This window comes from Streptomyces sp. XY006 (assembly GCF_002237655.1).
Classification (GTDB): Bacteria; Actinomycetota; Actinomycetes; order Streptomycetales; family Streptomycetaceae; genus Streptomyces; species Streptomyces levis.
Map to the genome: position 1 here is coordinate 146,177 of NZ_NOKT01000013.1, position 20,332 is coordinate 166,508.

Below are 20,332 nucleotides of genomic sequence, written 5' to 3' on the forward strand. Positions count from 1 at the left end.
CCCGGGGACGTCTGTTTCGGCCACCCGCGTTTCGCCGCCCCGGAGCGGTTCCGTCCGGTGGGGCATGATGGCCGCATGGGGACCGAGGGGCACAACATGCGTGTCATCGCGGGCCGTTACCGGCTCGGGGAGAGGCTCGGGCGCGGTGGCATGGGCGTGGTCTGGCGGGCGACGGACCAGTTGCTCGGCCGGGGCGTGGCCGTCAAGGAACTCCCCTACGACGAGACGCTCTCGGCGGCGGAGGCACGCCGGCAGCGGGACCGTACGCTGCGCGAGGCCCGGGCCGTGGCCCAGTTGAGCCACCCGCACATCATCGTCGTCCACGACGTCGTCGAGGACGGTGAACGCCCCTACATCGTGATGGAGTTGATCGAGGGCGGCTCGCTCGCCGACCGCATCGCGGGCCGGGGCCCGGTCGACGCCGCCGAGGCCGCGCGCATCGGCATCGCCCTGCTCGGCGCCCTGCGCGCCGCGCACGCGGCCGGGGTCCTGCACCGCGATCTCAAGCCCGAGAACGTGCTGCTGGAGGCGGGCACCGACCGGGTCGTCCTCACCGACTTCGGCATCGCCCAGGTGCAGGGCGCCCCCACGCTCACCGAGAACGGCTCCTTCGTCGGCTCGCCCGAGTACACCGCGCCCGAGCGGATGTCCGGGGCCAGGACCGGGCCCGAGTCCGACCTGTGGTCGCTGGGCGCGCTGTTGTGCGCGGCCCTCAGCGGGGAGTCGCCGTTCCACCGCGACTCGCTGGGCGGCGTCCTGCACGCGGTCGTCGTCGGCGACATCCAGCCACCCCCGCAGGCCGGGCCGCTCCTGCCCGTCGTCCAGGGCCTGCTGGAACGGGACCCGGACCGGCGGCTGGACGCGGACCGGGCGGAGCGGATGCTGCGGGCCTTCCGTGCGACGGGCCGGACGCCGCCGGCGCCACCGCCCGGGTACGCGGCACCGCCCGGGTACGCGCCACCGACCGGGTACGCGCCACCGACCGGGTACGCGCCGGCGGTACGGGACGCGCCGCGTGGGCAGCCGCAGGACGCCACGGGCGCGTCACCGTCCCTGCCGCCGGCGGGCCAGGACCGGCCGGGGCAGCGGGAGGAGCGGGAGTTGCCCTTCATGCGGCAGCCCACCCGGCGGGTGCTCGTGGCCGCGCTGCTGGTCGCCGCCGTGGCGGGCGCCGGGGTGTCCGCCGCGGCCCTGCTGCGGGACGAGAGCAACGGCGACGGCGTCACCCCGCCCACACGTCCGGCCCCTTCGTCCCCCGGCACGCCCACGGCCCGGCCCTCCTCCCCGAGCGCGCCCGCCCCCGTCCCCACGGTCACCGCGAGTCGGCCGGAGCATCGCGAAACGTCCTGAAGCGGGCATAAGGCGCGGCTGGAAGTCACGGGTCTGTGACCGGCTCGCGTCCGTGGTGGATACGGGGGTGCCCGGCGCGATAGGGATGAACCCATGAGCAGCGACGGGGGAGCCCGATCCGGGGCCGACGAGCCGACGAGTTTTGCATTGCAACCACCCCGGCCGCAGGCGCCGGTACCGGGGAACCCGTACGCGACGCCCACCCAGGTCGTGCCGCCCCGTGCGGAAGCCGCCGCGGCGGCGACGGCCGAGGAGCCCGGTGCCGGGCGTCTCATCGCGGGGCGTTACCGGTTGATCAGCAAGCTCGGGCATGGCGGCATGGGCACCGTGTGGCGGGCGCAGGACGAGATGGTGGACCGGGAGGTCGCCGTCAAGGAGCCCCGCGTCCCCGACCATCTTCCCGAACGCGAACGGGCCAATGCCTTCGAGCGGATGCGCCGTGAGGCCCGGGCCGCGGCCCGGCTCGACCACCCGGCGGTCGTCGACGTGCACGACGTGGCCGTCGTGGACGGGCAGCCGTGGATCGTGATGGAGCTGGTCCGGGGCCGTTCGCTCGGCGACGCCCTCCAGGAGGGCACCCTGTCCGCGCGCGAGGCGGCCCGGATCGGTCTGGAGGTGCTCGGCGCGCTGGAGGCCGCACACGCGGCGGGCATCCTGCACCGCGACGTGAAACCGGACAACGTGCTGCTCGGCCGGTACGACCGGGTCGTCCTCACCGACTTCGGCATCGCCCGCATCGAGGGCGAGACCAGTCTGACCGACACCGGCGGCTTCGTCGGCTCGCCCGAGTACATCGCGCCCGAGCGCGTGCTGGGCCAGCGGCCGGGTCCCGCCAGCGACCTGTGGTCCCTGGGCGTCGTGCTGTACGCGGCGACGGAGGGCGTCTCACCGTTCCGCCGCAGCAACACCCCGGCCACCCTGCAGTCCGTCCTCAACGCCACGCCCGCGCCGCCCGCCTCCGCTCAGGGTCCGCTCGCCGAGGCCATCAACGGCCTGCTGCACAAGGACCCGGCGCGCCGCCCGGACGCCGCGCGGGTACGGGCCCTGCTGGAGTCGGCCGCGCACCCGCCCGCCGCGCAGCCCACCCAGGCCGTGCGGGCCCCGGGTGAGGGCGGCGGGAGCAGACGCGTCCGGTTCGGCCGCGGGGCCTGGGCGGGCCGCGGCGCCTGGATCGGCCTCGGCGCGGCGGTCGTGGCGGCGGCCGTGACGGCGTACCTGGTGGTCGCCGACCCGTTCGCCGGGCCGCTGCCCGACGGCTGGCAGATCCGTCAGGAGAAGGAACTCGCCGCCGCGCTGGCGGTACCGGCCCACTACGAGCGGACCGTGCCGGACCCGGAGGCCAACCGCGGGCACCGGGTCACGTACACCGACCACAGCGGCAGCATCTGGATCGTCCTGTCCCTCGACAAGAAGGCGGAGGACACCGGCCGGGCCATCGCCGGTTCCGCGGCCGCCGAGATGTACGACGACGACACCGGGTTCAAGGAGAGCGGCAGTTACGACCTGGACATGCCGGAGGGCCCGGAGACCAACCCCAAGGTGACCACCTACCGGGGCAAGAAGGCGGCGGAGAACACCCTCACGTACGAGACCGACGACAGCCAGAACCCCCGCCCGCGCGAAGTGCGCATCTTCTACTTCCAGAAGCCCGGCGGCGACCTGTACAAGCTCACCGTCGGCTACCCCGGCGAGGGCGACTTCACCGACCGCGGGCGCGAGGTGGCGCGCACGGCGATCGAGAATCTGGACATCGAGGGGACCTGAACCGGCCGCGGCCCGCCTCGCTTCGACATACCCGCGCGTCGCGGGGTACTGATGGGGCATGAGCAACGACGGGGGCGGGACGGACGCCGCCCAGGGCCGGCTGGTCGGCGGGCGGTACCGGTTGGTGGAGCGCATCGGCTCCGGCGGATCCGGCACCGTCTGGCGGGCCCACGACGAGCTCGGGCAGCGCGAAGTCGCCGTCAGACAGCCGCGGTTGCCCGGCGCCCCGGAGGACGAGGGACACCGGCGGGCGGCCCACCGGCTCCACCGCGAGGCCCGTGCCGCCGCCCGGGTCGACCATCCCGTCGCCGTCACCATCCTCGACGTCGTCGTCGAGGCCGAGCGGCCGGAGGAACGCCCGGGACCGCAGGGCCCCGACGAGCTCGACGCGACCGAGATGCTGGACGGACTCCCTTGGATCGTCATGGAGTTGGTGCCCGGCGAGTCCCTGCGCGAGACGCTCCGGCGCGGCCCGGTCGAGCCGCGTGAAGCCGCCCGGATCGGTCTCGCCCTCCTCGGTGCCCTGCGCGCCGCGCACGCCGTGGGCATCGTGCACCGGGACGTGAAGCCGTCCAACGTGCTGCTCGGCCAGGACGGCCGGGTCGTCCTCACCGACTTCGGCATCACCTCCGCCCAGGGCGAGGAGCCGCCGCCGGCCGACGAGGAGCACACCGGCCCGCCTCCGGCCCGTGGGGAGCACACCGGCCCGCCCGCGTTCGTCGCCCCCGAGCGGCGGTCGGGCCGTATCGCCGGGCCCGCGTCCGACCTGTGGTCCCTGGGCGTGCTGCTGTACGCGGCCGTGGAGGGCTCGCCTCCGTCCCGGCGGGCCACCGTCCCCGAGGACCCGTCCGCCGCGCTCCTCGCCGCCGGGCTGCCCGAGCCGCGGCGGGCCGGACCGCTCGGACCGCTGATCGGACGCCTGCTGGCCCCGGACCCCGAACTGCGGCCGGACGCCGAGGAGGTCGCGAAGGAACTGGAGGCGGTGGCGGGACCGGCCGTGGAGGCGACCTCCTCGCAGAGCGCGACGGGGCACGCGGAACCGTTCCCTCAGGGGCAGACGCCCGCGCGGCGCACAGTGCGCACGGCGGTACGGCAGGAGCCCGGAGAAGCGATACCCCCAGGGCCACCCGCCCCCGCGCTCCCCGGCCGCCACACCGCACCCCCCGACCGCCACACCGCACCCGCCGGCCGCCACACCCTCCTCCGCCCCGGCCCCCTGGCCCTGCTCGGCGCGCTGCTCGCCGGTGGTGTGGGGGCGGCCACCCAGTTCGCCCACACCAGCAGCGCCGACACCGGCACCACGGCGACCGCCGAGACCACCGCGACCGCCGAGACCACCGAACACGCCACGGAAACCGCGCAAACCGCGGAAACCGCCGACCCCCCGCCCACCACGGACGCCTGGACCCCGCACCCCGCCCCGGACATGGCGGCCGTCCTCCACCTGCCGCGGCACTTCCGTCCCCTCCACCGCACCGGCGACGGCTCCGGCGACGGCGCCGGCGACCGCACCGGCGAGCCCCGCACGGTGCTCTACGGCGACGACCGGGGCGGCACGATCCAGGTCAGCCTCCGGTATTGGGACCGGGCCCCGGCCGCCCCGATGCGGCAGGCCCGGAGGACGGCCGAGGCCGGGGGAGAGGCGCACTACACCCGCACCACCGTCCAGGGCCACGCCTCCGTCCTCGCCGACACCACCTACCGCCGGGGCGAGCACCCCAGACGTGCCCTGCGGGTCCTGGTCCGCACCGGCGACGACCGCATGTACGAGCTGCGCGTCGACATGGCCGCGGGCACGTCCGAGGAGCCCGAGGGCACCGCCCTGTTCCGGGGCGCCCGGGACCGGCTCGGGATCGTAAAAGGCTGAACCGTCCCCGCGCCACCGCACAACGCCCTGATCAGGGCGTTCGTTGCCAGTGGTCACTGGCGTCGTGTGTGCAGTCGGTGAAGCCGTATTACCGACGGGTACCCAAAGCCTCCGCCGCGGCATACCCTGCGCCTCATGACGGACGCGCAGGCCGTGGAGAAGACGGCAGAGACCGGCACGGCACAGACCGGCACGAACCCCCTCGCCCCCGCCCCGGAGGGCGCCCGCACCGCCGCCGACGTGGTGACCCCCGAGCTGGTCGCCCAGCTCACCAAGGGCGTGGCCGGCTCCGGGCGGACGGCCAACCACACGCCGTTCACCGGTGAGAAGCTGGCCGACCTCCCCGAGGCGACGCCCGAGGACGTGGCCGAGGCCTTCCAACTGGCCCGGGCCGCCCAGTCCGTGTGGGAGCGGACGCCCGTGCGGCAGCGCGCCGCCGTCCTGCTCCGCTTCCACGACCTGCTGCTGGAGCGCCAGGCCGAGGTGCTCGACCTGATCCAGCTGGAGACCGGCAAGGCCCGGCTGCACGCCCACGAGGAGGTCCAGGCCGTCGCGGTCGCCGCCCGGCACTACGGCCGCAAGGCCCCGGCCTACCTCCGTCCCAAGCGGCACACCGGTGCCGTGCCGACCCTGACGAAGGTCGTCGAACTGCGCCACGCGCGCGGTGTCGTCGGCCAGATAGCCCCATGGAACTACCCCCTCGAACTCTCCGTCGGCGACGCGCTGCCGGCCTTCGCCGCGGGCAACGCGGTCGTCATGAAGCCCGACACGGAGACCTGCCTGACCGCACTGTGGGCCCGCGACCTGCTCATCGAGGCCGGCCTGCCCGCCGACGTCTTCCAGGTCGTCCTCGGCGAGGGCCCGGTCGTCGGCCCCGAGGTCGTCCGCCACGCCGACTACGTCTCCTTCACGGGCTCCACCCGCACCGGCCGCGAGGTCGCCCAGGGCGCCGCCGCCCGGCTGGTCGGCGTCTCCCTCGAACTCGGCGGCAAGAACGCCATGCTGGTCCTGGAGGACGCCGACATCGAGAAGGCCGCGGCCGGTGCCGTCCGCGCCTGCTTCTCCTCGGCCGGCCAGCTCTGCATCTCCATCGAGCGCCTCTTCGTCCACGAGTCGGTCGCGGACGCCTTCCTGGAGCGTTTCGCCGCCCGCACGAAGGCCATGCGCCTCGGCACGTCCCTGGCGTACGGCGCCGACATGGGCTCCCTGGTGGGTGAGCGTCAGCTGGAGACGGTCACGCGGCACGTCCAGGAGGCCGTCGCCAAGGGCGCGAAGGTCGTGGCCGGCGGTGTGGCCCGCCCCGACATCGGCCCCTACTTCTTCGAGCCGACGATCCTCGACGGAGTCGGCACGGACATGTCGGTCTGCGAGGAGGAGACGTTCGGCCCGGTCGTCTCCGTCTACCGCTTCACCGACGAGGACGAGGCGATCGAACGCGCCAACGCCACGGCGTACGGCCTCAACTCCTCGGTCTGGACCCGGAACGGCCGCCGCGGCCGGGAGGTCGCCGCCCGCCTGCGCACCGGCACGGTCAACATCAACGAGGGCTACGCGCCCGCCTACGGCAGCGTCCAGTCCCCCATGGGCGGCATGAAGGACTCGGGCCTCGGCCGCCGCCACGGCTCCGAGGGCATCCTCAAGTACACGGAGGCCCAGACGGTCGCCCACCAGCGGGTGCTGCCGATGGCCCCGTCCCTGGGCATGGACGACGAGCAGTACGCCCGGTTCATGAGCCGGAGCCTGCGCCTGATGAAGGCGTTCCGCTTCCGCTGACGCACGAGCGGCGCGGGCGACCGCGCCACTCGATCACCGACGCCCCGCACGCGAGACTCAACGAGGAGAACACGTGCCTCAGGACGCATACGACTACGACGTCATCGTGGTCGGCTCCGGCTTCGGCGGCTCCGTGACCGCCCTGCGCCTCACCGAGAAGGGTTACCGCGTGGGCGTCCTGGAGGCCGGCCGCCGCTTCACCCGCGAGACCCTCCCCAAGAACTCCTGGGACCTGAAGAACTACCTCTGGGCCCCCAAGCTCGGCATGTACGGCATCCAGCGCATCCACCTGCTGGGCAACGTCATGGTCCTGGCCGGCGCGGGCGTCGGCGGCGGCTCCCTGAACTACGCCAACACCCTCTACGTCCCGCCGAAGCCGTTCTTCGAGGACCCCCAGTGGCGTCACATCACCGACTGGCAGGACGAACTCGCGCCCTACTACGACCAGGCCCGCCGCATGCTGGGCGTCCGCACCAACCCGACCATGACCCCCTCCGACGTGCACCTGAAGGCCGCGGCGGAGCGGATGGGCTGCGGTGACACCTTCCACCTCGCCCCCGTCGGCGTGTTCTTCGGCGACGGCCGGGACGCCGACGGCTCGGTGGAGGCCAAGCCGGGCCAGGAGGTGCCCGACCCCTACTTCGGCGGGGCGGGCCCGTCCCGCAAGGCCTGCGCGGAGTGCGGCGAGTGCATGACCGGCTGCCGCCACGGCGCGAAGAACACCCTCAACGAGAACTACCTGCACCTGGCCGAGCGGGCGGGCGCGGTCGTCCACCCCCTGACCACGGTCGTCTCGGTCACCGACGACTCGCGCGGCGGCTACGCGGTCGCCACCCTGCCCACCGACCGCCGCAGGGCGAAGGGCCGCACCTACACGGCCCGCCGGGTCGTCCTCGCCGCCGGCACCTACGGCACGCAGACCCTCCTGCACCGGATGAAGGCCGGCGGTCAGTTGCCGCACCTCTCGGACAGGCTGGGTGAGCTGACCCGCACCAACTCCGAGGCCCTGGTCGGCGCCCAGACCGACGACCGGCGCTACCGCAAGGCCCACGGCGCGCCCAAGGCCGACTTCACCCGCGGCGTGGCCATCACGTCCTCGATCCACCCCGACGCGAACACCCACATCGAGCCGGTCCGCTACGGCAAGGGCTCCAACTCGATGGGCAGCCTGTCCATCCTCCAGGTCCCCTACGCCGGGCAGAACTCCGGCGCCGCACGGGTCCTGGGCTTCCTCGCGAACGCGGCCCGCCACCCCGTGCTCGTACTGCGCTCCCTGTCCAACCGCCGCTGGTCGGAGCGGACCATCATCGGCCTGGTGATGCAGTCGCTGGACAACTCCCTGACGACGTACCTGAAACCGTCGGGTGTCGGCCGCGGCCTGCTCACCGCGCGCCAGGGTCACGGCGCCCCCAACCCCAAGCAGATCAAGGCGGCCACGGAGGGCGCCTCGGCCCTCGCCGCCGAGATCAACGGCTTCGCCGGCTCCAACGTCGGCGAGCTGATGGGCACCCCGCTCACCGCCCACTTCCTGGGCGGCTGCCCGATCGGCGACTCGCCCGAGACCGGCGTGATCGACCCGTACCACCGCCTCTACGGCCACCCCGGCATCTCCGTCGTGGACGGCGCGGCGGTCTCCGCCAACCTGGGCGTGAACCCCTCCCTGACGATCACCGCCCAGGCCGAACGGGCCATGTCGTTCTGGCCCAACAAGGGCGAGCCCGACCCGCGCCCGCGGCAGGGCGCCGCCTACGAGCGGCTCAAGCCGGTCGAGCCGAAGTCCCCGGCGGTCCCGGCGGAGGCCTTCGGCGCACTGCGGCTGCCGTTCCTGGGGATGCCGGCCGTACCGCCGAAGAAGTAACCGCTGACCCCGTCCGGCTGCCGCCGCACCCTCGGCAACGGAAGAGGGACCTGCGCCCCCCTCCGAGCGCAGGTCCCTCTTCTGCTGTGGTGCGACGGCCCGCGGGCCGCTGTGGCTTACGCCTCGGCGCCGGCCTTGCGGCGACGGACGACGAAGATCGCGCCGGCACCGGCGACGACCGCGGCACCGCCGACCAGGCTGATCATCGGCAGGGCGGAGCTGGAGCCGGTCTCGGCGAGGCTGCCGGTGACCTCCGGCGTGTTGCCGCTGGGCTTCTCGTCGGTGACGGGCGCCTTGCCGCCTTCCTGCGGCTTGGTGCCGTCGGTGTCCGTGCCGGCGGAGACGATCTGGAACTTGTACGACACGTCACCGAAGCCGGTGCACTCGGCGTCGTTGTCGCCGTAGATCGTCGCGCCGAGCGAGAAGCCGGCACCGACCGGGGCGGACTTGCTGACGTTCAGGCGCAGCGGGATGTTGACCTCGTACTCGGGCTGCAGCTCGTCGGTGTAACCGACGTAACCGACCGCGTAGCCGTCCTCGTTGAGGTCGACCCAGATCTTGTCCTGGGGGTCCCAGGCCTGGAGCTGGACCTGCTTGCTGGAGAACAGCTCCTCGCCGTTCTTGTCGGGGGAGGCCCCGGCGAAGAAGTCGAGGTCGTTCAGCGTCGAGTCGGAGTTGTTCAGCACGTTCAGCGAGAACTTGTGCCAGCCGCTGCCCGCCGCGATCTTGCCGGGCAGGCCGGAGATGCTGACGTCGACCTTGGTGTCCTCACAGATCGAGGGCTCGGGGTCCGGGGACTCCGACTCCTCGGGCTCCGACGTCGAGGGCGACGGGGAGGACTCGGTCGCGGACGCGCTCGGCGAGCTCGACGTCTCGGGAGCGGACTCGCTCACGGACACGCTCGGCGACGGCGACGTCTCGGGCGTCGTCTCGGTCACCGACGGCGAGGGGGACGTCTCGGGAGCGGACTCGCTCACCGACGCGCTCGGCGTGGGCGTGGTTTCGTCGGTCGCGTACGCGGCCGGTGCCGCGAGCAGTGCCACCGGGGCTATGACCGCCGTGGCGGCCGCTGCTGCCATGGCGCGGCGAAGCTTCATGAAGACCTCGGAAAGTCCGGCGTACCGCGGGCTGCGGTACGAACGTTGGGGGAGGCCTCCGCGTGTGGGGCGCGGGAGTGGCCCTTGGTTCGGCAGGTTTGATCAGTGAAACCTGTGAATGGTTGTGCCGGAGTTCACAGAATTCTTATGTGGGCTGCGTCACACCAGGAATCTCCTTGTGAAGGCGCTGACCACCCGCTTAGATCTATGGCTCGTGTCTGAAAAGCCGTCCGACGATCAGCCGTCGGCCTCGGAACTCCCCGACGACGTCTGGGAACAGTTCACCCGTGACACCGAGCGGGACATCCGTGCCTCGGCCCCGAAGGAGCCGTCCGCCCGGGCGCGCATGGTGACCGAGCGCCTGCGCCGGCAGGAGGAACGGGGCGAGCTGCCGCCCGGCTGGCGCACCGGCCCCGACCCGCTGGGCGCGAACCGGCGCGCGGGGCGGCGCCGGAAGCTGTGGGCCGTGCTCGGGGTGCCGGTCGCCGCCGCCGTCGTGCTGGTGGCCCTGAAGCCCTCGCTGCTGCCCGGCGACCCCTTCGGCCCGGACGGGCCGGGGGACACCGCCGCCTCCCCGCTGCCCGCCGAGACGGCGGCACCGACCGCGCCGCCCGGCGGGTCGACGCCGCGGACCCCCACCCTGGACGAGCCGTTCGCCGGCTCCCCGGCCCTGCGCTGGGCCGACGGCGCGGCCGGCATCGTCCCACCCGAGGCCAAGGCCGTCGGCCCGGTCTCCAAGGAGCGCGTCGCCCAGGCGCTGGAGCTGACCAAGCGGCTGCTGGTGGGCGCCAACCTCGACCCGCGGACGGTGCGCGGCGCCCGCCCCGAGGCCGCGCTCGCGGTGCTGGACCCGCGGCAGCCGAAGCTGCTCGACGACTTCGACACCGCCCTGCGCTCCCCGAGCGAGCGCAACGACCCCCTGACGATGTTCAGCCGGTTCGACCCCGACGAGATACGGCCCGTCGGTGACGTGGTCAAGACGCGCGGGCGCATGACGTTCGAGCAGGGCGCGGGTGCGGGGGTCGTGGTGCACGCCGACTACACCTTCGTCTACCCGGTCACCCGCGCCGACGGCCGGCCCGAGGTCGCCCGCACCATCGTGCGACGGGTCATCGACGTCGAACTGCCCGACCCCACGCGCTACCGGGTCACCCCGGGCCGGCTCAGCGTCAAGAAGTACGACGAGGAGATCGGCAACTCCGCCTGCGACGTCCACGACGGCTATCTGCACCCGCGGTTCCCGAGCGACGACCCGGGCCGCGAGCCCACCGGCCCGGCGGTCGACCCCTACGACCGCAGCCGCGGGATCGACGACGGCGGCCCCTGCGGGACGGTGACCCGCACCTGACCGTGCGCGGAGGCCGCCGGAACGCGGCGACAGGCCGGAGCGGAGCGAAAGACCGGGACAGGGCGAAGGCCCGGGACAGAGCGAAGGGCCCCGCGGGGTGGAGCCGCGGGGCCCTCCTTCTCGTCAGCACCGACGTCAGGGCAGCGCCGGTGCCTGGAAGCGGCGCCGGGGGGTTGCGCCGCTGGTCCGTACCTCTGGCAATGGGGCAATGCGGATGCCTGCGAGGGGACTTGGGGCTGTGTACGCATCGTGCTGGATGGACGCGGCGCCCGCAACCGTTTGACCCAGCCTTGTGCATTTTTGCAATGTCCGCCGGTCGGCCCCGGGCGTCCCCGGAGCCGACCGTTCTCTTGGGTGACCGGGCTGCTGTCCCCTGCCGTCCGGTCACTTCCCTGGAGCGAGGTCCCACGACGCACGGCACGATCCGTACGTCTCATCGCCCCAGCGAGCCACGCGTGGTTCTCTCGGGCCCGCGCCTGGCTGGCACGGACACCGGGACCAACGAGGCCGCCCGGGGGCGGTCACGCGCCGTACGGGTGAGGAGGATGCGTACGTCTGTCCCGCGAACGCGGATTCCTCGGGCGGGTCAGATCCTGCCGCGGCACAGCTCCAGCAGCGTCATCGCGAGCGTCGTGCCCGGCTTGCCCAGGGCCTCCCGGTAGTGGCCGAGGACCTCCATCTCGCGTGAGAGGTTCACGCGCCGGCCGCCGGAGGAGATCCGCGCCTCCTGGATGACGGCGGAGACGGCCGCCCGTTCCTGGATCAGCCCGATGATCCGGTCGTCGAGCGCGTCGATCCGCTCGCGGGCGCCGGTGATCACGTCGGCGGCCTCGGCGGTGCGGGCACCGGTCACGTCGGTGGCGGTCATGAGGGGCTCCTCGTCGTCAAGGGGTGCCCCGGTCCGGCAAGGCCCCGACGACGGCAGGCGCCCCGGGCCTTGTCGGCCCGGGGCGCCTGGGAAGTCGCTTGTCAGTTGCTCAAGCAGCACGACCATGGCAGCCGGCGGGCCGGGTGCCATAGGTAAAGACGAACGTCGCGTACTGCTGCATGGGGCCCAGTATGCCCCCGGCCGGAGGGGCGTCCAAACGGGTTCGCATGGTGAGACGCGGGCTCCGCGGCCCGCCCGGGCGGCGGGCGGGACGCTCCGGGCGAGCACCTCGGTAGAATCGGGTGGCACAAGACCCCCGCCCCACCGCCGGAAGGCACCCCGTGTCATCAGCGTCTCCCGCTGCCAGCGCCGCCGACACCGTCCTGGTCGTCGACTTCGGCGCGCAGTACGCCCAGCTCATCGCCCGTCGCGTCCGCGAGGCGCGGGTCTACAGCGAGATCGTGCCGAGCACCATGCCGGTCCAGGAGATCCTCGCCAAGAACCCCGCGGCGATCATCCTCTCCGGCGGCCCCTCCTCGGTCTACGAGGAAGGCGCCCCCCGACTCGACCGCGCGCTCTTCGAGGCCGGTGTCCCCGTCTTCGGCATGTGCTACGGCTTCCAGCTGATGGCGCAGACCCTCGGCGGCACCGTCGACAACACCGGCGCCCGCGAGTACGGCCGCACGGACCTGCACGTGGCGAAGTCCTCCTCCACCCTCTTCGAGGGCACCCCGGCCGAACAGGCCGTCTGGATGTCCCACGGCGACGCCTGCTCCGCCGCCCCCGAGGGCTTCTCCGTCACGGCCTCCACGGACGTCGTGCCGGTCGCCGCCTTCGAGAACGACGAGAAGAAGCTCTACGGCGTCCAGTACCACCCCGAGGTGATGCACTCCACGCACGGGCAGCAGGTGCTGGAGCACTTCCTCTACCGGGGCGCGGGCCTGACCCCGTCCTGGACCACGGGCAACGTGATCGAGGAGCAGGTCGCCGCCATCCGCGAGCAGGTCGGCGACAAGCGCGCCATCTGCGGCCTGTCCGGCGGCGTGGACTCCGCGGTCGCCGCTGCCCTCGTGCAGAAGGCCATCGGCTCCCAGCTGACCTGCGTGTACGTCGACCACGGCCTGATGCGCAAGGGCGAGACCGAGCAGGTCGAGAAGGACTTCGTCGCCGCGACCGGCGTGCAGCTGAAGGTCGTGGACGCCGAGGAGCGGTTCCTCAAGGCGCTCGCCGGGGTCTCCGACCCCGAGGAGAAGCGGAAGATCATCGGCCGCGAGTTCATCCGGGTCTTCGAGCAGGCCCAGGCCGAGATCATCGCCGACGAGGGCCCGGCCGTGGAGTTCCTGGTCCAGGGCACGCTCTACCCGGACGTCGTCGAGTCCGGCGGCGGCACCGGCACCGCCAACATCAAGTCCCACCACAACGTGGGCGGCCTGCCCGAGGACCTCGAGTTCCAGCTGATCGAGCCGCTGCGCCAGCTGTTCAAGGACGAGGTCCGCATGGTCGGCCAGGAGCTCGGCCTGCCGGAGGAGATCGTCCAGCGCCAGCCGTTCCCCGGCCCGGGCCTGGGCATCCGCATCGTCGGCGAGGTCACCAAGGAGCGCCTGGACCTGCTGCGCGAGGCCGACGCCATCGCCCGCGAGGAGCTCACGGCGGCCGGCCTCGACCGGGACATCTGGCAGTGCCCGGTGGTCCTGCTCGCGGACGTCCGCAGCGTCGGCGTCCAGGGCGACGGCCGCACCTACGGTCACCCCATCGTGCTGCGCCCCGTCTCCTCCGAGGACGCCATGACGGCCGACTGGTCGCGCCTGCCGTACGACGTCCTCGCGAAGATCTCCACCCGCATCACCAACGAGGTGCGCGACGTCAACCGCGTCGTCCTCGACGTGACCTCGAAGCCGCCGGGCACCATCGAGTGGGAGTGACCCCCCGGGTCGCCGACAGGCCCTAGGTGCGCTTGATCGTGCGCAGGGGCGCACCGGGCGTCCAGACCTGGACGACGAGATAGGTGTCGTCCTCGACGTAGGTCCGCACGACCTCCGTCAGCTCGGTGCGGAAGAGGTGGAACGGCTCCGGCGGTTCCACCTCTTCGACGTATCCGGCCTTCGTCGCGACGTCGTCGACCTCGATCGCCCGGCCGCTGACGCGGACGTCGCCGCCGCCCATGCCCGTGCCCTCCCCGGGGTTCGCCTGGAGCGCGAAGCGCGGGTCGCGGCGCAGGTCCCGCGCCTTGAGCGAGTCCGGCATCATGCCGAGCCACAGCTCGCCGCCGAGGAACCGCACCTCCAGGCCGCTCGTGCGGGGCGAGCCGTCCTTGCGGAGAGTGGCGAGGATGTGGTGGGTGTAGGCGCCGAAGCGCTTCTCGACCGTGCCGGCCAGATCCGGTTCGGCGGTGGTGAATGCCGCCCAGTTCGCTGTCATACGGAGAGTGTGGCGCCGAATTCCGACATCTTCTGTCGGCTATTCGGGGGGCGCGGGAGCCCGGGGGCATACGGGTGGGTGCAGGGTGCTCACAGGGGCGCTCGACCCATCTTTACGGAACGGTTCTGTTTTCCCGGCCTCACCGGCGGTAACTTCCGCCCCGTACGAAAGCGACGCTGGAGGACCTATGCACGGGCCCACCCCGCCCCTGCCGCTGCCCACGGACCGGCTGCGGTTCGCGATGCCGCCGATGCACGAGTCGGTCGAGGACGAGCGCCGGCACCGCAAGGAGCGCCTCGCGGGCGCCCTCAGGATCTTCGGCCGACTCGGCTACGAGGACGGGGTATCCGGGCACATCACCGCCCGCGACCCGGAGTACAGCGACTGCTTCTGGGTCAACCCCTTCGGCCTGCCCTTCCGGCACGTCACGGTGAGCGATCTGGTGCTCGCCAACCAGGACGGCCAGGTCGTCGAGGGCCAGTACCACGTCAACCAGGCGGCCTTCACCGTGCACGCCCAGGTCCACGCCGCCCGCCCCGACGTGGTCGCCGTCGCCCACTGCCACTCGGTGCACGGCCGGGCGCTCGCGGCCCTCGGCGAACTGCTGGAACCGATCACCCAGGAGAGCTGCGCCTTCTACGAGGACCACGCCCTCTACGACACCTACACCGGTGTCGCCGTCGACGCCGAGGAGGGCCGGCGCATCGCGGGCGTGCTCGGCTCCCGCAAGGCGCTCGTGCTGCGCAACCACGGACTGCTGACCGTAGGCGACTCGGTGGACGCGGCGGCCTGGTGGTTCGTGTCGATGGAGCGGTCCTGCCAGGTGCAGCTGACCGCGCAGGCGGCCGGGCGGCCGGTCCGCATCGACCACCGGATGGCCGTGGCCACCCGCGAACAGCTCGGCGGCGACCTCGTGGCGTGGATCAACTACCAGCCGATGTGGCGGGACATCAGCCGCAGCGAGCCCGACCTGCTGGACTAGGGCCTGTCGCGGCCCGCGCTCAGAAGCCGCGCAGCACCGCCGCCTTGGTCCGCGCGAACTCCTCGTCCGTCAGGACGCCGTCGCGGTGCAGCCGCCCCAACTCGCGCAGGCGGCGCAGCAGGACGTCGTGGTGGTCGGAGCCGGCCGACGGCAGCGGGCGGCTGTGCGCGGGGTGCGCGTCGAGCGCGTCGGCCGCGGCCGGCGGGTCGCCGGCGGTGGCGGGGCGGGTGGACGGATGCGGCAGCCGGGCGGTGACCGCCGTCGCGACCAGCGCCGTCAGCAGGTCGCGACGGGCGCTGCCCCACAGGTCCAGGGCGTACGGGTCCTTCTCCGGCGGCAGCTTCGAGAACACCGTCTCGCGGGTCACGAAGCGCAGGAAGCCGTCCTCGTGGCCGGTGTGGGGCAGCCACTCCACGCGCACCAGCTCGCCGAGGCCGATGATCCGCGGGCCGGTGGCCCGTTTGACCCGCTCGGAGGTGTCGGACCAGTCGATCCGCACGTGGGTGCCGTCGAAGGAGACCGTGCCGTCCGAGGAGCGCACCGAGACCGGGACCGGCGGGCCCGGCAGCAGATAGGCCCGCGCCGGTTCCTTCGGTATCCGGTCCAGCAGCAGCGCGCGGCGGATCTCCTCGGCGAGGTACTCGGCGACCCCCGTCCGGTCGGCGTCCACCGTCAGCCGGTACGGATCGGCCGCGTCCGGCAGCCGCCCGCCGGTCGCCTGGAGGAGCGGGTCGGCGCCCTCGCGCAGCCGCAACCGGAGCCGTCCGCGCTTGCGTTCGGGCTCCAGGACGACACCCGCGACGGCCTCCAGCGGGACGGCGATCTCACCGTACGTCTGCCGGAACAGCGGCACGGAGCGGTGCAGACCGGGGGTGATCCGGACCGTGCCGCCGTCGAAGGCCCAGGTCCCGTCACGCTGGCTGATCTCGGCCATAGGGGAATTCTCGCAGCCGGGTCAACACGGCACGCCGAAGTTCACCCGTGTTGACCAGACGGGGCGGACGTGGACCGGGTGGTATAGGGCACAATTCGTCGTCGTCGCACGGGAGTTGCACAGCGGTGTTTCCGGGGTCCGGAAGACCGGCGGTGGTTGGGTCGCGGGAAGGCGGGCGTCGGGCGTGGCGGTGCGCGAGACGGGGCAGGGCGGCGGGGACGCGGCCGGGTACGCGAGGGGGTACGCGGGCGCGTACACCAGCGGCAACGCGGGTGCACGGGACGGTGCGTCCGCGGGCGGGTACCGGGGCGGGTATCCGGGTGGATACACAGCGGGCCACACCGGTGGCCACGCCGGAGCGCACGAGGGCGCGTCCGGGGGCGCCCATGGGGGCGGGTGCGCCTGCGGGGACTGTCCGCACGGGGCCCGGGAGGGGCATCGGCGGGCCGTCGCCGCGTTCCTGCGCAGGCGTGACGAGTTCGCGGCCGGGCACGGGCTGCCGGCCGCGGTCGCCCACTCCGCCTCGGCCTCCCGCCAGTGGGTCTCGGAGGAACTGGCGCAGTCCGCGGAACTCGTTGCCGAACGGGGCCGGGCGGAGGGCCAGGCCTGGCTGGCCGGCCTGTGGCGCCGCACCGCGGGCGCGGTCTGGGCGGGCGTCGTCCTGCTGCTGCTCGGGCAGGCCCTCACGGCGGTGGGCGCGGGCTGGACGGCCGCGCGTACGGCCGGACTGGCCGCGGCACTGGTGGTCGCCGGCGCGCTGACCGCGGCGTCGTGGTTCCACCGGGCCAAGGGCGGTGCGCTGGCGCCCCTGATCGGTGAGGACAACCGGCTGTCGACGTCCCGTACGGTCGCCGCGGTGTGGGTGCTCTTCGTGGCCTACTCGGTGCTCGTGCTGGCCGGGCGGCTCGCGGCCGCCTCCCGGCACGAGGAGCGGGACGCGCTGATCTCCGGGCTGGAACTCGCCCGGGGCGCCGGTGTCGTGACCGTGCTGGCCGTGGTGTGCGGGATCGCCGTGCTCGTGCGGCGGGTCGTCGGGCTGCGGGTGCTGGGGCAACGGCTGCAGAAGGTGCGCGCCGACCGGCCCCGCGCGGCCGACCTGCTGACCGACGACGCCGGGCGGGGCACGTTCGCGGACATCCAGTACGTCGTGATCGGCGGGGTCGCCCTGGTCTTCGCGGCGGTACGGCTGGCCAGGCGGCCGGACCAGCTGCCGGATCTGCCGTGGGGACTGGCGGTGGTGGTGCTGGTGTCGGCGGCGACGTATCTGGCCGGGAAGTACGCGGAGGGCGGGCGCCCCGTGATCCTCTCCGTGGTCCGGGCCCGGGAGGCGGGGGACCTGGACGCGCCGATCCGGACCGGCGACGACATCGAGATCCGGGGCGCCGGGTTCGTCCCGCCCGGGGCGCAGGGCGCGGACCGGCTCGCGCGGATGGTCGTGCGGGTCGGGGCGGTGCACGTCCATGTGCCGCTGGTGCCGGTGCCCGGGGGGTTCCGGAACCCGACGGACACGCTGCTGACCGTGCCGGTACCGGCGGATGTGGAGCCGGGCCGGGTGGAGGTCCAGGTCGTCACGGCGGCCGGGGTGGAGACGAACCGGTACGCGGTGGACGTGACGGACTAGGGCGATGTCCCGCGCCGCCTCCGGATCGGGCGGCACCCTGTTCCTCCGGGCAGGGCGGGACCCCGCTTCTCCGGCGTCGCGCAGCGCCCCGGCCTCGGTGGAACGCTCCGTGCGTCAGAAAAGCCGGGCGCGCAGGATTGAGCCGGGGCTGTTTGTCGTACGTATGGTCTGTTGAGGGGGTCTCGGCACCGGCGGGCGAGAGGCGGCTACGCAACGATGACGCACAGCATGAGAACGGACACGCACACCCCCCAGCCCGACGGCAGGGGCGACTGGCGGGACGCCGGCGTCCGCTACGCCCTGCTCCCTCTGCGCATCTTCCTCGGCGTCACCTTCATCTACGCCGGCCTGGACAAACTCACCGACAGCGCCTTCATGAAGGAGGCCGGTTCCGGGTCGATCGGCGACATGATGCGCGCCGTCCGGGACTCCTCCGCCATCCCGGCCCTGGTCGACCTCTCCCTGAAGAATCCCGTCGGCTTCGGCTACGCCATCGCCTTCGGCGAACTGGCCGTCGGCATCGGCACCCTCCTCGGCCTCCTGGCCCGTCTGGCGGCGCTCGGCGGCGCGCTCATCTCCCTGAGCCTGTGGCTCACCGTGAGCTGGGCGTCCGACCCGTACTACTACGGCAACGACCTCGCCTACCTCATGGCCTGGATCCCGCTCGTCCTGGCGGGCGCGCCCCTGCTGTCCGTGGACGCCGCCTTGCGGGCACGGCGACGGCAGCGGAGGGATGACTGGTAGCTGTTCCGCCGTCCTGCCGTCCTGCCGTCCTGCCGTCCTGCCGTCACGTCGTCATGTCCGGGCCCGGGGCGTCGGTGGTGGTGGCCGGGATCGACCGGCGGCGCCGGCGTACCCGGCTCGTCACCAGCGCCACCGCGCCCGCCAGGCAGAGGCCGCCCGTGACGAGGGGGATCGCCACGAACCACGGGGTCTCCCAGGCACCGTCGGCGTCACCGGCGTACAGGACGCCGGTCAGCAGGAGGACGGCGCCGGCGATCAGCTTTCCGGGCTGGAGCTCATGACGCAGCACGGGTCACCTCCGCCTGTCCCACGCCTACGTTCAGGTCGAGATCGACCGTGCCGGACTTCTTGACGCCCCGGGCGGGGGAGAGGGTCAACTCCTTGTGCTGGCCGGGTTTCACGTCCACGTCCTTCTTGTCGTCGCCCGGCAGCTGGAGGTCGCCCACCCCCACGTCGACGCTCAGCCGCACGGTCACGTCCTCCGGCACGAGCACCCTCACCCGGCCCACCCCGACATCGGCCCGGGTGGTCACGGTCCGGTCCGCGGTCAGGTCCAGCCGGGTCAGGTCCAGCGTGCCGACGCCGGTGCCCAGGTCGTACCGCTCCCGTACGTCCGCGGCCGTCGCGGGCTGCCAGGTCGTGCGGTTCCACTGCGTGCCGATGTCCTCGGGCACGGCCGCCGAGGCGGTGAGCAGGCCGGCCGTGATGATCGCCAGGAGGATCGAGCCCGCCCCGGTCCGGCCGAGGAAGGCGCTGACCGCGATGCCCAGCCCGAAGACGGCGAGGGCGCAGGCCAGGCCCGTCTGCAGGCTGGCGCCGAGCGGATGCGTGTCCCAGGTCCGGCTCGTGCCGAGGGCGCCCGCCAGCAGGGCCAGCAGGAAGACCCAGCCGCCGATCCAGCGGTGGTCGCGCGGCTTGGGCGGCCGGGCGTGCGGGGCGGGTATGTCCGCGCGGGAGCGCGGACGGGTGCCGAGGCCGATGTTGACGGCCGCCGCCACGTCGAGGTCGCGGGTGTCGCGCGGGCCCCACAGATAGCCCGTGCCCCCGATGTGCGTGCCGTCCTTGACGATGGGGTCGCGCCACCACGAGGGGGAGGTGGCCAGGACCGGCGGTGCCTGCGGCTCCGGCGGGGCGTCGGCGACCGCCTGGGCGGCCAGCGGGTCGGGGCCGGGGGCGCCGCGCTGCCGGGACCAGTACCCGGCGCCCGCGAGGAGGAGGGAGAGGACCACGGCGAAGGTCAGCACCCCGCCGTTCCTCAGCATCGTCAGGAACACCCCGCAGCCGACCAGCGCGAACAGCACGGCCGCCAGGGCCTGGCCGTCGACGCGGCCGGTGAACAGCTTGCGCACCTCGTTCTCGTCCTCGTCGTCGTACGGGACGAAGAGCCAGGCGAAGCCGTAGAAGATGAGGCCGATGCCGCCGGTCGCGGAGAGCACCGCGAGCGTGATGCGGAAGATGACCGGATCCATGTCGCACTGCCGCCCGAGCCCGGCGCAGACACCCGCCAGCATCTTGTGGGGGCGATCGCGGCGGAACCCGTCGGGCGGCCCGGGCGGGACGGCCTCCACGGCCGGGCCGGCCGGGCCGGAGCGGGGCCCCGGGCCCGTCGCGGCGTGCTCGTGATCGGTCATGGGTCCATGGTGACGGGCGCGGCGCCGCTGCGGCAGTCGGAACGACCCTGGCCGGACCCTGATATCGGCCCCGAGGG

The 20,332-nt window shown here is 73.5% G+C and carries 16 protein-coding genes; 10 read left to right on the forward strand and 6 right to left on the reverse strand.

The window, feature by feature from the left end:
• Window positions 1-75: 75 nt before the first annotated feature.
• The 5 genes from CHR28_RS17175 to CHR28_RS17195 all read left to right on the forward strand — a co-directional run bounded on the left by CHR28_RS17175 (window position 76) and on the right by CHR28_RS17195 (window position 8,612).
• Window positions 76-1,350, forward strand: a complete 1,275-nt coding sequence (locus CHR28_RS17175) for a serine/threonine-protein kinase (RefSeq protein ID WP_094054503.1) — start codon at window positions 76-78, stop codon at window positions 1,348-1,350.
• A gap of 93 nt (window positions 1,351-1,443) precedes the next feature.
• The gene (locus CHR28_RS17180; protein WP_094054504.1) at window positions 1,444-3,114 is read left to right on the forward strand and encodes a serine/threonine-protein kinase; all 1,671 of its coding nucleotides are present in this window, start codon (window positions 1,444-1,446) and stop codon (window positions 3,112-3,114) included.
• A gap of 58 nt (window positions 3,115-3,172) precedes the next feature.
• Window positions 3,173-4,981, forward strand: a complete 1,809-nt coding sequence (locus CHR28_RS17185) for a serine/threonine-protein kinase (protein ID WP_094054505.1) — start codon at window positions 3,173-3,175, stop codon at window positions 4,979-4,981.
• Between the two features lie 135 nt (window positions 4,982-5,116).
• A complete protein-coding gene (locus CHR28_RS17190; RefSeq protein WP_094054506.1) occupies window positions 5,117-6,754 on the forward strand; it encodes a succinic semialdehyde dehydrogenase in 1,638 nt (545 codons plus the stop codon).
• A 73-nt stretch (window positions 6,755-6,827) separates the two neighbouring features.
• Window positions 6,828-8,612 carry a GMC family oxidoreductase N-terminal domain-containing protein gene (locus tag CHR28_RS17195; protein ID WP_094054507.1) on the forward strand — a complete coding sequence of 595 codons (1,785 nt, stop codon included), beginning with the start codon at window positions 6,828-6,830 and terminating at the stop codon, window positions 8,610-8,612.
• Between the two features lie 116 nt (window positions 8,613-8,728).
• Here the strand turns inward: CHR28_RS17195 and CHR28_RS17200 are convergent, their stop codons facing one another.
• The gene (locus tag CHR28_RS17200; protein ID WP_179272471.1) at window positions 8,729-9,709 is read right to left on the reverse strand and encodes an LAETG motif-containing sortase-dependent surface protein; all 981 of its coding nucleotides are present in this window, start codon (window positions 9,707-9,709) and stop codon (window positions 8,729-8,731) included.
• 214 nt (window positions 9,710-9,923) lie between these two features.
• Here CHR28_RS17200 and CHR28_RS17205 point away from each other — a divergent pair, with 214 nt between their 5' ends.
• Window positions 9,924-11,057, forward strand: a complete 1,134-nt coding sequence (locus tag CHR28_RS17205; protein ID WP_094054508.1) for a hypothetical protein — start codon at window positions 9,924-9,926, stop codon at window positions 11,055-11,057.
• 586 nt (window positions 11,058-11,643) lie between these two features.
• Here the strand turns inward: CHR28_RS17205 and CHR28_RS17210 are convergent.
• Window positions 11,644-11,925, reverse strand: coding sequence for a chorismate mutase (locus CHR28_RS17210; RefSeq protein WP_094054509.1), 282 nt, complete (start codon window positions 11,923-11,925; stop codon window positions 11,644-11,646).
• 341 nt (window positions 11,926-12,266) lie between these two features.
• Here CHR28_RS17210 and guaA point away from each other — a divergent pair, with 341 nt between their 5' ends.
• Window positions 12,267-13,847, forward strand: a complete 1,581-nt coding sequence (gene guaA, locus CHR28_RS17215) for a glutamine-hydrolyzing GMP synthase (RefSeq protein ID WP_094054510.1) — start codon at window positions 12,267-12,269, stop codon at window positions 13,845-13,847.
• A 22-nt stretch (window positions 13,848-13,869) separates the two neighbouring features.
• Here guaA and CHR28_RS17220 read toward each other — a convergent pair whose 3' ends face one another.
• Complete coding sequence (locus CHR28_RS17220) at window positions 13,870-14,343, reverse strand: pyridoxamine 5'-phosphate oxidase family protein (protein WP_094054511.1); 474 nt, start codon at window positions 14,341-14,343, stop codon at window positions 13,870-13,872.
• 187 nt (window positions 14,344-14,530) lie between these two features.
• Between CHR28_RS17220 and CHR28_RS17225 the strand changes: the two genes are divergently transcribed.
• A complete protein-coding gene (locus CHR28_RS17225) occupies window positions 14,531-15,325 on the forward strand; it encodes a class II aldolase/adducin family protein (protein ID WP_094054512.1) in 795 nt (264 codons plus the stop codon).
• A 19-nt stretch (window positions 15,326-15,344) separates the two neighbouring features.
• Here CHR28_RS17225 and CHR28_RS17230 read toward each other — a convergent pair whose 3' ends face one another.
• Entirely contained in the window at window positions 15,345-16,259 is a 915-nt protein-coding gene (locus tag CHR28_RS17230) for a DUF4429 domain-containing protein (RefSeq protein WP_094054513.1), read from the reverse strand.
• 184 nt (window positions 16,260-16,443) lie between these two features.
• On the opposite strand from CHR28_RS17230, the gene CHR28_RS17235 reads away from it, so the two are divergent.
• Together CHR28_RS17235 and CHR28_RS17240 are read left to right on the forward strand one after the other, a co-directional pair.
• Window positions 16,444-17,880 carry a hypothetical protein gene (locus tag CHR28_RS17235; RefSeq protein ID WP_256984278.1) on the forward strand — a complete coding sequence of 479 codons (1,437 nt, stop codon included), beginning with the start codon at window positions 16,444-16,446 and terminating at the stop codon, window positions 17,878-17,880.
• Between the two features lie 216 nt (window positions 17,881-18,096).
• Window positions 18,097-18,624, forward strand: a complete 528-nt coding sequence (locus CHR28_RS17240; RefSeq protein WP_094054514.1) for a DoxX family membrane protein — start codon at window positions 18,097-18,099, stop codon at window positions 18,622-18,624.
• A 43-nt stretch (window positions 18,625-18,667) separates the two neighbouring features.
• On the opposite strand, the gene CHR28_RS17245 is transcribed toward CHR28_RS17240, so the two are convergent.
• Both CHR28_RS17245 and CHR28_RS17250 read right to left on the reverse strand, forming a co-directional pair.
• Window positions 18,668-18,913: a hypothetical protein gene (locus CHR28_RS17245; RefSeq protein ID WP_094054515.1), complete on the reverse strand. Its 246-nt coding sequence runs from the start codon at window positions 18,911-18,913 to the stop codon at window positions 18,668-18,670.
• Window positions 18,900-20,255: a PspC domain-containing protein gene (locus CHR28_RS17250; protein WP_094054516.1), complete on the reverse strand. Its 1,356-nt coding sequence runs from the start codon at window positions 20,253-20,255 to the stop codon at window positions 18,900-18,902. Before CHR28_RS17250 ends, CHR28_RS17245 begins: the two co-directional genes overlap by 14 nt.
• Window positions 20,256-20,332 lie beyond the last annotated feature (77 nt).